General features: G+C 73.9%; 13 protein-coding genes. 2 read left to right on the top strand and 11 right to left on the bottom strand.

Going from position 1 to position 12,060, the window contains the following annotated elements:
• Nucleotides 1-77: 77 nt before the first annotated feature.
• Nucleotides 78-977, bottom strand: a complete 900-nt coding sequence (locus KME66_RS11220; RefSeq protein WP_073228798.1) for a LysR family transcriptional regulator — start codon at nt 975-977, stop codon at nt 78-80.
• 99 nt (nt 978-1,076) lie between these two features.
• On the opposite strand from KME66_RS11220, the gene KME66_RS11215 reads away from it, so the two are divergent.
• On the top strand, nt 1,077-2,291 hold the full coding sequence (locus KME66_RS11215) for an MFS transporter (RefSeq protein WP_216321553.1): 1,215 nt from the start codon (nt 1,077-1,079) through the stop codon (nt 2,289-2,291).
• Nucleotides 2,292-2,477: 186 nt separating this feature from the next.
• Here KME66_RS11215 and KME66_RS11210 read toward each other — a convergent pair whose 3' ends face one another.
• Nucleotides 2,478-3,581 carry a hypothetical protein gene (locus tag KME66_RS11210; RefSeq protein WP_073228793.1) on the bottom strand — a complete coding sequence of 368 codons (1,104 nt, stop codon included), beginning with the start codon at nt 3,579-3,581 and terminating at the stop codon, nt 2,478-2,480.
• A gap of 67 nt (nt 3,582-3,648) precedes the next feature.
• On the opposite strand from KME66_RS11210, the gene KME66_RS11205 reads away from it, so the two are divergent.
• A complete protein-coding gene (locus KME66_RS11205) occupies nt 3,649-4,794 on the top strand; it encodes a cystathionine gamma-synthase (RefSeq protein WP_073228791.1) in 1,146 nt (381 codons plus the stop codon).
• A gap of 289 nt (nt 4,795-5,083) precedes the next feature.
• On the opposite strand, the gene KME66_RS11200 is transcribed toward KME66_RS11205, so the two are convergent.
• The 9 genes from KME66_RS11200 to KME66_RS11160 all read right to left on the bottom strand — a co-directional run bounded on the left by KME66_RS11200 (nt 5,084) and on the right by KME66_RS11160 (nt 11,942).
• Nucleotides 5,084-5,281 (bottom strand): DUF1059 domain-containing protein, encoded by a 198-nt coding sequence (locus tag KME66_RS11200; RefSeq protein ID WP_073228788.1) that lies wholly within the window; start codon nt 5,279-5,281, stop codon nt 5,084-5,086.
• 70 nt (nt 5,282-5,351) lie between these two features.
• The gene (locus tag KME66_RS11195; protein ID WP_216321550.1) at nt 5,352-5,615 is read right to left on the bottom strand and encodes a hypothetical protein; all 264 of its coding nucleotides are present in this window, start codon (nt 5,613-5,615) and stop codon (nt 5,352-5,354) included.
• Nucleotides 5,616-5,619: 4 nt separating this feature from the next.
• A complete protein-coding gene (locus tag KME66_RS11190; RefSeq protein WP_216321547.1) occupies nt 5,620-6,135 on the bottom strand; it encodes a sigma factor-like helix-turn-helix DNA-binding protein in 516 nt (171 codons plus the stop codon).
• Nucleotides 6,136-6,205: 70 nt separating this feature from the next.
• Nucleotides 6,206-7,831 carry a fused response regulator/phosphatase gene (locus tag KME66_RS11185; RefSeq protein WP_216321543.1) on the bottom strand — a complete coding sequence of 542 codons (1,626 nt, stop codon included), beginning with the start codon at nt 7,829-7,831 and terminating at the stop codon, nt 6,206-6,208.
• A complete protein-coding gene (locus KME66_RS11180) occupies nt 7,828-9,210 on the bottom strand; it encodes an ATP-binding protein (RefSeq protein ID WP_216321540.1) in 1,383 nt (460 codons plus the stop codon). The genes KME66_RS11185 and KME66_RS11180 overlap by 4 nt, the downstream gene beginning before the upstream one ends.
• Complete coding sequence (locus KME66_RS11175) at nt 9,207-10,304, bottom strand: ATP-binding SpoIIE family protein phosphatase (protein WP_216321538.1); 1,098 nt, start codon at nt 10,302-10,304, stop codon at nt 9,207-9,209. Before KME66_RS11175 ends, KME66_RS11180 begins: the two co-directional genes overlap by 4 nt.
• A complete protein-coding gene (locus KME66_RS11170) occupies nt 10,301-10,723 on the bottom strand; it encodes an ATP-binding protein (protein WP_216321535.1) in 423 nt (140 codons plus the stop codon). Before KME66_RS11170 ends, KME66_RS11175 begins: the two co-directional genes overlap by 4 nt.
• The gene (locus tag KME66_RS11165; RefSeq protein WP_216321532.1) at nt 10,720-11,094 is read right to left on the bottom strand and encodes an STAS domain-containing protein; all 375 of its coding nucleotides are present in this window, start codon (nt 11,092-11,094) and stop codon (nt 10,720-10,722) included. The genes KME66_RS11170 and KME66_RS11165 overlap by 4 nt, the downstream gene beginning before the upstream one ends.
• Nucleotides 11,091-11,942, bottom strand: a complete 852-nt coding sequence (locus KME66_RS11160) for an STAS domain-containing protein (RefSeq protein ID WP_216321528.1) — start codon at nt 11,940-11,942, stop codon at nt 11,091-11,093. Before KME66_RS11160 ends, KME66_RS11165 begins: the two co-directional genes overlap by 4 nt.
• Nucleotides 11,943-12,060: the final 118 nt, after the last annotated feature.

The following is a 12,060-nucleotide window of genomic DNA, read 5'->3' as shown; positions in this document are numbered from 1 at the left end:
TACGTACAACAAGCGAACGGCCGGCGGGATTCCGGGAAGCCTGCCACCCGCCTCGTGGGCCGCCGTCGTCCGGGCGCTCACCCGGCGGTCCCGGTGACGGCCGCCAGGGACCGGGCGAAGCCCCGCGTCCGGGCCGTCTCGTGGTTGCGGTGCCACACCAGCGCGAGGGCGGACTCCGGGAGGCCGGCCACCGGCACGAAGGCCACCGCGTGGCTGCCGTAGTAGTCGGCCGTCGGGTCGCAGAGCAGCATCCCGCCCCGGCCCGCCCGCACCAGGGCGAGCCCCTCCTGCAGGCTGCCCACCGCCGGTCCCGCCGGAACCGCCCGGCCCCCGGGCGTCACGACCGGGGCCTGGGCCAGCCGCCAGTACTCCGGGGCCGGCGGTGAGACACCGATGAGCGGGCAGCCCGCCAGGTCCTCGACGCCGATGCCGGGGCGACGCGCGTACGGGTGCCGGTCGGAGACGGCCAGGACCAGCGGCCGGGCCGAGAACACCGGGCCGACCACCAGCGCGTCGTCCCGGACCGGCATCAGCACCACCGCCACGTCCACCTCGCCCCGGTGCACCGCGCCGAACGGATCGGAGAGCGGCAGCTCCACGATCTCGGCGGCGCAGTCGGGGTGCCCGTCGCGGAAAGCCGTGACCGCCCGCATGAACGGGTCGTTCGCCGTCCCCTGGAAGCCGATGCGGAGCACCCCGCCGACGCCCCGGGCCGCCTCCCGGACCTCGCCGATCGTCTCCACGATCGCGTCGAAGGCCGGCCGCAGCCCCGTGTGCAGCCGCTCGCCGAGCGGGGTGAGCCGGACCCGGCGGCTCGTGCGGTCGACCAGCCGTCCGCCGATCCTGCTCTCCAGCGCCCGCAGCAGCTGACTGATCCGGCTCTGCGAGAGATGGAGGCGCTCCCCGGCCCGGCCGAAGTGGAGCTCGTCGGCCAGCGCGAGGAAGGCCTCCAGCTCCCGGATCTCCGGGTTGCTCATGTGTCCCCGCCTCCCCTGGTCCGGATCGATGAGCCCAGCTCATAGAAGGATGAGAAGTCGGCCGTTGTTCCCGCTTCCCGGCCCCGATTGGCTGGAGGCATGACGCACGTTCAGGAACCCTCCGACTGCCGGGCCGCCCGCCCGGCACCCCCGCACAACGGCTGGCCCGGTGTGGCGGCCCTCGCACTCGGCACGTTCACGGTGGTCACCTCCGAGATGCTGCCCGTCGGGCTGCTCACGCCGATGGGCCGCTCGCTCGGCGTCCCCGAGGGCGTGGCCGGACTGACGCTCACCATCACGGGTCTGGTCGCCGCGCTCTCGGCCCCCGTCCTGGTCCCGCTGCTCGGCCGCGCCGACCGGCGTACCGCCCTGTGCGTACTGGTCGCCGTGCTGGTCGTCGGCAACCTCGGCGCGGCTTGGGCGCCCGACTTCACGACCATGGTCCTCGCCCGGGTCCTGGTCGGCGTCGGCATGGGCGGTGTCTGGGCCGTCGCGGCCGGGCTCGCGGTCCGGCTGGTCCCGGCGCAGTCCGCGGGCACGGCCACGTCCCTCGTCTTCAGCGGCATCGCGGTGGCGTCCGTCCTCGGCGTCCCGGCCGGGACCTACCTCGGGGACCTCGCGGGCTGGCGGGCCGCGTTCCTGGCCGCCGCCGGGCTCGGGGCCGTGGTGCTGGCCGCCGCGGCGGTCCTGCTGCCCCGGCTGCCCGCGGAGCCCGCCGTCCCGTTGGCCGGGGCGCTGCGGCTGACCCGCGAGCCCCGGCTGCGCACCGGGCTCCTCGTCGTCGGCTTCCTGGTCACCGGGCACTTCGCCGCGTACACCTACGTCAGGCCGGTCCTGGAGGACGTCTCCGGCGTCGGCGCGGGCACGATCGGCGTCCTGCTCCTGGTGTACGGGATCGCCGGCGTGGCCGGGAACTTCCTCGCCGGGGCCGGGGCGGCCCGCTCCCCGCGCGCCACGCTGCTGGTGATCGGCACGGTCCTGGCGCTCACCGTGGCCGCTCTGCCGTGGCTGGGCGGTTCCCCCGCTCTCGCGGCCGCCCTGATGGTGCTCTGGGGCCTGGGCTACGGCGGTGTCTCCGTGAGCACGCAGACCTGGGTGCTGCTCGCCGCCCCCGCCGCCCGCGAGGCCGCCTCCTCGCTGTTCGTCGCGGTGTTCAACGCGGCCATCGCGCTCGGAGCGCTGGCCGGCGGGCTGGTGGCGGACGGCGTCGGCGTCACGGCGGTGACGGTGACGGGTGCGGCGCTGGTGGCGGGGGCGCTGGTGACCACGGCGGCGGGCCGGGCCCCCGTCCCCGCCGCACCCGGGAAGAGCTGACCTCGCCGTCACGGCCCGGGGGCCGCGCACCCGCCGGGCCGTCACCCCGTACGGCGCTCCGTACGGCTTCCTTGCGGCTTCCTTGCGGCTTCCTTGCGGCTTCTGTACGGGGTCAGAGGCGTGTTCCCCGTTCGGAGGAGCCGGGAACACCTCCTGCGGCGTTCCCGGCCAAGGGGACAGCCGGGATCAGTGCGGCAGCGTCGCCGGGCTGCCGCCGTTCGCCTCGTACCCCGCGACCGCCAGCGCCCGGTAGACCGTGTACTGCGCGGCCGGGTCCTCCTCCGCCGTCCACGGCAGCGCGCCGACGTGGCCGTCGATGCGGATCAGCTGGTGCATCGCCTCCGACCAGCGCTCCATGTGCACCAGGAACAGCACGAGGAGATGGCGGACGTGGGCGAGCATCGGGTCGTCCTGGCGTGCCGCGTGCACGGCGAACATCGCGCCCTCGACCGCCTTCACCACCACCTGGCTGCGGTAGAAGCCCTGCACCAGGTTGACCTCGGGCAGGTGTTCGTACACCGCGAACAGCGGCAGCGCGGCCAGCAGCGAACCCTGCGGGGCGCGGGCGGCGGCGGCCGTGGCGAAGGCCTCGGCGTCCTGGCGCGAACCGTGCCACCGCTCGGAGTGGAAGTGCAGCGCCGCGATGTGCGCGCCCATGTGCGCCGGGGCCCGGTCGATGATCTTCGCCCACAGCTGGTCGAACTGTTCGGGGGTGTAGCCCAGGCCCCGGGCCACCGCCAGCTCCACGATGTACGGGACGGGGTCGCCCGGCGCGAGCAGGGCCGCCTCGCCGCAGACCGTACGGGCCTCCTCCAGGATGATCCGGAAGTCGTCGCTCCCCGAGGCCGACGACCGCCACGCCTGCTGCACCAGGAACTCCGCGTGCACCGCCGCGCCGCCCGCGTCCTTCGGGGACTCCGCACGCCAGGCCCGCAGCCACGAGCCGCCCCTGCCCGGCTGCTGCGCCAGCTCCAGCGAGGCCGCGCCCGCGAAGGCCTGCACCCGCTGCCAGCGCACCTCGCCCTCCTTCGGCGTCCCGGCCAGCAGCTGCGAGGCCGCCCGCCAGTCCTGGGTGCCCTGGACCACGTCGAGCACGTCCAGGAGGTCCTGGTCGGGGCCCGGCATCCGGACGTCCAGCTCCTCCTGGCGGGCGAAGCCGTACGTGTCCGGGTCGGCGGCGTCCGGGGAGCCGGGGGCGACCTGGCGGATACCGCCCCGGCGGCGCATCACCCAGGGGCCGACGACCGCCGCGAGCATGCACATCGCGAGCAGGAACAACAGAATCTCCATGGACCCATTGTCCCCGGAGCGACAAGTGGCCGGTATGCGCCCTTGCGACGAACTACGCTCGGGCCTCATGAGCGACCAGCACAGCTTCGAAACCCTCGCCATCCACGCGGGGAACACCGCCGACCCCCTCACCGGCGCGGTGGTTCCGCCGATCTACCAGGTCTCGACGTACAAGCAGGACGGTGTGGGCGGACTGCGCGGCGGATACGAGTACAGCCGCAGCGCCAACCCGACCCGCACCGCGCTGGAGGAGAACCTCGCGGCCCTCGAAGGCGGCCGCCGCGGCCTCGCCTTCGCCTCCGGCCTCGCCGCCGAGGACTGCCTCCTCCGTACGCTGCTGACCCCCGGCGACCACGTGGTCATCCCGAACGACGCCTACGGCGGCACCTTCCGGCTGTTCGCGAAGGTCGCCTCGCGGTGGGGCGTGGAGTTCTCGGTGGCCGACACCTCGGACGTGGCCGCCGTACGGGCCGCGATCACCCCGCGCACCAAGGCGGTCTGGGTGGAGACCCCGTCCAACCCGCTGCTCGGCATCACCGACATCGCCGCCGTCGCCCAGGTCGCTCACGAGGCCGGGGCCCGCCTCGTCGTCGACAACACCTTCGCCTCGCCCTACCTCCAGCAGCCCCTCGCGCTCGGCGCGGACGCCGTCGTGCACTCCACCACCAAGTACATGGGCGGCCACTCCGACGTCGTCGGCGGCGCGCTCGTCGTGAGCGACCCGGAGCTGGCCGAGGAACTGGCGTACCACCAGAACGCCATGGGCGCGGTCGCCGGTCCCTTCGACGCCTGGCTCGTGCTGCGCGGCATCAAGACGCTCGCGGTCCGCATGGACCGGCACACCGAGAACGCCACCAAGGTCGCCGACCTGCTGACCCGGCACCCCAAGGTCTCCCAGGTGCTCTACCCGGGCCTGCCCGAGCACCCCGGCCACGAGGTCGCCGCCAAGCAGATGAAGGCCTTCGGCGGCATGGTCTCCTTCCGCGTCGCGGGCGGCGAGGAGGCGGCGGTCGAGGTCTGCAACCGGGCGAAGCTGTTCACGCTCGGTGAGTCCCTCGGCGGTGTGGAGTCCCTCCTGGAGCACCCGGGCCGAATGACGCACGCCTCCGCCGCCGGCTCCCCGCTGGAGGTCCCGGCCGACCTGGTCCGGCTCTCCGTCGGCATCGAGAACGGCGACGACCTGATCGCCGACCTCACGCAGGCGCTGGGCTGATCTGGCGGTGACGACAGCGCTGGTCCGGGTGCGGGACCAGCGCTGATCCGGTGGTGACGACTGCGCGGGTGCGGGTGCGGGGCCGGTGCGGGGCCGGTGCTGGTCGTGCGGCGGACGCCCCGCTGATCCGGCGCGGGACCGGCGCTGGTCCGGCGGTGACAACCGCGTTGACCCGGCGGTGACGACCGCCGCTCCGGCCGGTGACGACAGCAGACACGAGGGGCGCCCGCCACGACAGCAGACACGGGGGCGCCCGCCACGACGGCGGGCGCCCCTCGTGTTCCGGTGCTCAGGCGCTCACCTTCTCGTCCGCGTCCTCCAGCATGCCCCTGATCTGCTCGCGCAGTTCGGGAGTGTCCTCGTGTCCGTGGACCGACGCCGCGTGTTCGCTCGCGGCCCGGACGACCTCGTCCTCCTCACCCGTGAGGGTGAGGGTGCAGTTCATCTCGCTCGGATACCTGCGGCAGTCCGCGGTCTTCCTCGTCATCACGGCCTCCTCGGCTCGTACGACAACCGCTGCCTCCAGCGTAGGCCTCCCGCACCGGAGGGCCAAGGGCTCACCAGCCCTCCAACGGCGGAGTGACCTGGGCGGGCTCGGTCGCCCACGGCTGCTCGACGCCGACCCAGACCAGGAACGCGACCAGCACCAGGACCAGCAGCCAGCCCGCCGCCCGGTGCGCCGCCCGCCGCAGCCGCAGGCGGCGTCCGCCGTGCCGTACCGCCTGGGCGGCCAGGCCGGGCGGCAGGACCGGATGCGGGCCGTCCAGCATCCGCCGGACCTGCTCCTCGCGCGGGTCCGGACCCCGGCCGCCCGCGCTCACGGCGTCACCCGGCCACGGGGGCGGGGGCCTGTCCGGTCCCGCCGCCGCGACCCGCCCCGGCCGACCCGCGACCCGCCCCGCCCGTCCGCAGCGCCGCCACCGCCCGCGCGCACACCGCGCGGACCCGGTCGGCCGGCAGCCCGAGCAGCGCCGCCGTCTGCTCCTCGCCGACCTCCTCGTACATCCGCAGGACCAGCACCAGCCGCTCGATCGGGGTGAGCCGGTCCAGCGGACCGCCGCGCGGACGCTGGTGGCGCCGGGCCTCCCGGGCGAAGCGGAGGGCCAGCTCCCGGCGGGCCCGGTCGTAGGGGTCGCCGCCGTGCAGCCGGTCCCAGTCGGCGTACGTCCGGGCGAGTGCCGCGCGCAGCAGCGCCTCGGCCCGGACATACGAGCCCGGCGGCTGCGACGGTTCGCCGGTGAGCAGCGTCGCCGTGTGCAGCAGGCGTCCGCCCGCGCCCGCCACGAAGGCCTCGAACTCCAGGGCGCGGAGCCGGTCCCGGTGGGTCGCCCGCTCTGCCATGCCCCACATACGAGCCCCGCCGCCCGGCTGCGGTCAAGAGTGCCGGCACGGTGGGATCTCCGGGCCGTTCCTATGCCCGGGGCGGGTCCTCGTGCAGATGCAGCGCGAGGAGTGCGATGTCGTCCTCCTTGTCCTCGCCGAACGTGTTCAGGAGGTGGTCGCAAAGCTGTTCGAGTTCCTGCGGGCCGGTGGCCGCCGCGTCGAGGAACGCGGCCAGACTGTGGTCGAGGTCCTGGTTGCGGACCTCGACCAGCCCGTCGGTGATCAGCAGCAGCCGGGAGCCCGGTGCGGTGGTACGGACGTGGGCGGGAGGATGGGCAAGCTGCAGGCCCAGCAGTGGACCGTGCTCGGGCAGGTAGACCGCGCTGCCGTCGGGACCGAGGAGCAGCGGCGGTATGTGACCGGCGTTGGCAATGTGGATCCGGCTGCCGTCCGGCTCCACCAGAACCAGGCAGAGCGTCACGGTGAGACCCGGCCGGGTATGGGAGAGGAGCGCGTCGAGTCGCTCCAGGACGTGGTGGGGCGGGTGGCCCTCCAGGGCGTAGGCGCGCAGTGCGTGCCGGATCTCGCCCATGACCGTCGCCGCGACGAGCGAGTGTCCGGCCACGTCGCCGATGGCCAGCAGCAGCCCGGCCGGGGTCTGGAGAGCCTCGTAGAAGTCGCCGCCGATCTCGGCGTGGTCGGAGGCCGGGCGGTAGCGCACGGCGAGGCTCGTGCCGGGAGTGTCCGGCAGCCGGTCCGGCAGGAACGTTCGCTGGAGGGCCAGCGCCAACGCGTGCTCCTCGTTGAAGGTGCGCAGGGCCTCCAGGGCCAGGGCGCTGGCGTTCACCAGCTGCTGCAGCAGCTCGCGCTCGTCGGTGGTGCGGGCCGAGTCCGCCGGGACGGCGACGCACACGGCAGGCCGGTTGCGCTTGGTGCGGGCCACCACCAGAAGCACGTCCCCCTCGATCGGATCGAGAGGCAGCAGGGCTTTCCACCGGCCCCCGGGAAGCGTCGCGACCTCGATGCCGGTGCCGCCGCCCAGGGCCGGGGAGGCCAGCCGGTCGAGCAGCTCCGCCCGCGCGGGCAGCACGACCGGTGCGGCGCCCGGGGCGGTCGCATGGCTGTGCACGGTCACGCCCTGTGGGCTGAGGAAGACCGAGGTCGCCGGGCCGGACATGAGGGAGGCCGCACCACGCGTCGCGGCCGTGCTGAAGGCGGGGAAGCCGACGGCCCGGTACACGTCCAGCGTGGCCCGGTTCAGCGCCGCCAGCCGTAGGGTCAGCTGCTCCGCGCGTCGCCGGGCCCGGGCGTAGCGGAGCGCGGCCGTCACGGTGGCCAGGAACTCGTTCGGATCGATCGGCTGGTCGAGATAGGCGTCCGCGCCCCGGCTGAGGCCCTCGGTGTGGTCCTCCGTGTTGACGGCGACGGCCGACACGTGGACGACCGGCAGATAGGCGGTGCGCGGATCGGCCTTGATCCGCTCGCACACCTCGAAGCCGCTCATGTCCGGGAGCTGTACGTCGATGACGGCCACCTCGGGCAGCGTGTCGCCCGCCGTTGCCAGCAGGTGCAGGCCCGCCGTCCCGTCGGCCGCGCCGAGCACCGTGTGCCCGGCGCGGGTGAGCCAGCTGGTGAGGATGTAGCGGTTGGTCTCGTCGTCGTCTATCACCAGGACGGTGCCCGGTGCGGCGTCGTGCCGCGCGGTCTCGGTCACGGGATGCTCTCCGGGGAGGGGGCGGGCGTCGGAGGCGCGGGCGTGAAGGGCAGTTCGACCTCCACCCGGGTGCCCGCTCCGGGGGTGCTCGACAGGCGGAGTGTTCCCCCGAGGAGCTCGGTGAGGGTCCGGGCGTACGGGAGGCCGAGTCCGGTACCCCGGTGGAGCCGCTGGTGGGGGCCGCGTACCTGGTAGAACTCCTCGAACACGCGGGACAGCTCGGCCTCCGGGATGCCGACCCCGGTGTCCGTGACCGTGAAGAACATCCGCGGCGGTTCCACCCGGACGTCCAGCCTCACCTCGCCCTTCTCGGTGAACTTCAGGGCGTTGGACAGCAGGTTGCGCAGGATGCGCGTGAGCAGGGCCTCATCGGTCACCACCACGGGCAGCGCCGAGGACCGCGGCATCAGCAGCGTCACGTCGGACGGGCCCGTGTTCCGTATCACCGCGCCCAACTGCGCCAGCAGCGCCCGCAGGTCGGCCGGAGCCGCGTTGACCTCCAACTGGCCCGCCTCCGCCTTGGCCACGTCCAGCAGGTCGCCCACGAGCGCGAGCAGGGACTGCCCCGAGGAGTCGATCAGGGAGAGCTGCCGGCGCTGCTCGTCGGTGAGCGGGGAGGAGCCCGGGGCCAGCAGCAGCCGGGTCAGCGCCACCACCGCGTTCACCGGGGTGCGGAGCTCATGGCTGATGTTGCGCCAGAACCTCGTCTTGGCCTCGCTGGTCTCGCGCAGCCGGGCGGACTTCTCCTCGAGTTCGGCGTGGAGGGCCACGACACCGCTGTTCGTCTCCTCCAGTTCCTGCGACAGCTCGGTGTAGAGGGCGAGTACCCCCCGGTTGGTCTCCTCCAGCTCCTGGTTGAGCCGCCGCATCTCCTCACGTTGGGCCCGGGTCTCCTCCAGAGCGGCGATCAGGTCGCGGGTCTGCGCCCGCAGGTCGTCGGTGAGGGTCGGGGACGCGTGGCGCCCCAGAGCCGCGACGACGGTGCTCCGGGCTTCCGGACCGTCCGTCCAGCTCGCCGGAAGGGGGTGCTCCGCGACGATCCGCTGCCGGGGGGCTCCGGCCTCGTGGCGGACCCGGTGCAGCAGCCGGGAGGCCGGTTCGAGGTCGGGGCCCGCCTTCGTGCCGCCCGTCCAGGCGAAGACGACGGCGAGCACCCGCTCCGCACCCACCGGGATCGCGAAGGTCACGGTCAGTTCCTCGCAGCCGAGGCGGTCGCGGCCGAGTTCGCTCAGCGCGGTGGCGAAGCGCACCTGGTCCTGACGGTCCATGCCGAGCGCCTCCGCCGCGCTCTGCCCGGTGCGCCGCAGGGCGAAGACGTCCTGCGGCGTGCCGAGGCCGTACGACGCGAGGACGCCCGGGTCCGGTGTGCCGCCCGTCACCAGGCCCCCTTGACGACCACGATCCCCGCGTCGTCGTGGCGGACACCGGCTTCGCGCAGCAGTTGCCCCGCCAGCACGGCCGGGGTGTGCCCGAGCAGTCCGGGCAGCTCGTCGGCCTTCCAGCGGTCGGTCAGCCCGTCGGAGTGCATGACCAGGGCCCCGCCCGGCGGCAGTGGCAGCTCGAAGGTCCGCAGGCTGCGCATCTGCTGCCCGACGATGCCCGGGGCCGAGAGCAGGCCCTTGCGTGATCCGGGGCCCAGCAGCACCCCGTTCACGTTGCCGATGCCGCAGTAGAGCACCCGTCCCCGGGCCGGTTCGATCCTGGCCACGGCGACCGCGCCGCCTCGCGTGCCCCGCAGCGCCGCGTGGATGCGGCGCAGCAGGCCCTCGGGGTGCCGGTCCGTGCTCCGCCGGAACTCCGCCACCGCCGCGTCGGCGGCGCGTGCCGCGAGCGGCCCGTGGCCCAGCCCGTCACAGAGCATGACCAGCACCGCGGGCTCCGGCGCGGGCCCGGAGCGGCCGGAAGCGGAACGCGGACCGGTGGCGTCGCCCGTCCCCCCGCCTTCGTCGATTCTCACGGCCCAGGCGTCACCGCAACTGGTCTCCCCGCTGATGGGCCGCGTCAGTCCCGAGGACACGGACGCCACCCCGCCGGTGGGCCCGCTCCCGGCCGCGCGGTCCCAGAACTGCGCGGCCATGACGGTGCCCCGCCCCGGCAGGGAGTGGATGTCGAACGCGTCGGCGAGCCGGACCACCGCTCCCAGTCCGATCCCGAGGGTGCCGCCGGAGGACGTTCCGTCCGCCAGGGCCGCCTCGACGTCGGCCATGCCGGGCCCGCTGTCCACGGTGAGGAACCCGATGCCCGCCCGGTCCGCGGTGCGCAGGACCCGCAGCAGCAGTGCGCCGTCACGCGCGTGCCGCTGGAGGTTGGTCGCGGCCTCGGTGACCGCCAGGGCGACCTCGGAAGCCCGGTAGGCGTCGAGCCCGATACGCCGCGCGAGGGTGGCGGCTGCGCCCCGGGCCGCCGAGGGCATCTCGGCGGCGTCGCGGAACCACTCGACGTCCTCGCAGTCGAGCACGGCCGGGCCGCTCATCGCGCCCACTTGACGATGGTGACGGTGGTGCCGCGGTCCACCTCGGTGTCCAGGAAGAACTCGTCGACCAGCCGTCGGGCCCCGCTCAGGCCGAGGCCCAGACCGCCACCGGAGGTCCAGCCGTCCGTCAGGGCCAGTTCGGTGTCGGGGATGCCGGGGCCGGAGTCCTCGAAGACCGCCGCGACGCCGCGTCGGCCGTGCCGCTCCACCAGCCCGGCCCGCATCGCCCCGCCGCCCCCGTAGACCAGGGTGTTGCGGGCGAGCTCGCTGGCGGCCGTGATGAACTTCGTCTGGTCGACCAGGGACAGCTTGCACTGCTGCGCGAACGCGCGGACGTGCTGGCGGGAGCGTACGACGTCGTCGTTCCCGGTGATCGGCTGTGTCTGCGGCGGGGCTTCGGCAGCCCACGGGACGGTCATGGCCGTTCCGCGCCGGTCGCAGACCGGCGCAGCAGCGCGAGTCCCTTCTCCAGGTCGAGTGCCGTACGCACGCCGCCCAGGGAGAGGCCCAGCTCGACCAGGGTGATGGCCACGGCCGGACGCATGCCCACGACCACGGTCTCGGCGTCCAGCAGCCGGGATATGGAGGCGATCGTGGCCAGCATGCGGCCGACGAAGGAGTCGACGATCTCGACCGCCGTGATGTCGATGACGACCCCGCGGGCCGCGCGGGCGACGATCTGCTCGGCCAGGTCCTCCTGGAGGTCCAGAACCGTCTGGTCCTCCAGGTCCACCTGGATGGAGACCAGCAGGATGTCACCGATCCGCAGGACCGGAACGCGTTCGCTCATCGCCGTGCGCCCGGGTGCGTGACGAGGTCGACGCCGGACTCGCTCAGCGCGTGCTGGAGCGCGTCGGCGAGAGTCGCCTTGGTGACGATGTCGCCGAACTCGATGCCGAGGGCCACGATGGTCTGCGCGATCTGCGGGCGGATCCCCGAGACCGTGCACTCCGCGCCCATCAGCCGGGCCGCCACCACCGTCTTGAGCAGGTGCTGGGCGACCTGCGTGTCGACCGCGGGGACTCCGGTGATGTCGATGATGGCCTGCTCGGAGCCGGTGTCGACCAGGGCCTGGAGGAGCTTCTCCATCACCACCTGGGTGCGCGCGGAGTCCAGCGTGCCCACGAGAGGCACGGCGATCACCCCGTCCCACAGCTTGACCACGGGGGTCGACAGCTCCATGAGCTGGGCCGCCTGCGAGCTGATGATCTCCTCGCGGGTGCGGGTGTAGGCCTCGACGGTGTAGAGGGCCAGATCGTCCAGGGCGCGCCCCAGCCGCAGGTACGCGGAGGTCTCCTCGGCGGAGTCGTTGCGCAGCGCGGGCTCCAGGGCCTGCTTGAGCGCCAGTACGCTGATCGCCGTCTCGCTGGGAGTGAAGCCCTGCCGGGCCCGGTTGCGCGACAGTTCGGTCAGCAGCGCCCGCACCTCGGAGAAGCCCTCCCCGCGGGTCTCCTCGCCACCCGCCCGCAGGCTCTCCACGAGGGCCTCGTAGAGCTCCCGGAGCTCGCGGTCGACCTCGGCCTTGCTGATGCGGCCCTGGAGCGAGCCGGCCACCCCGTCGATCCACTCGGAAGTGATCTTCTCGCGGTCGGTGGAGAGCAGCTCCACCGGACCTCTCGAACTGCTCTGCTGCGCCACGCCCCGCCCCTTTACCTCTAAAAAGTATCCTTCGGGAAACTCTCCAGGAAGAGTACGGCAAGCCCCCCGCCGCGCGGCGGGGGGCTGGGGCCTTCACGGGTACGACGGGATCGCCGAC

The organism is Streptomyces sp. YPW6 (assembly GCF_018866325.1).
GTDB lineage: Bacteria > Actinomycetota > Actinomycetes > Streptomycetales > Streptomycetaceae > Streptomyces.
The sequence above is the reverse complement of the archived record's forward strand: the minus strand, read 5'-3'. Positions and strand labels throughout refer to the sequence as shown.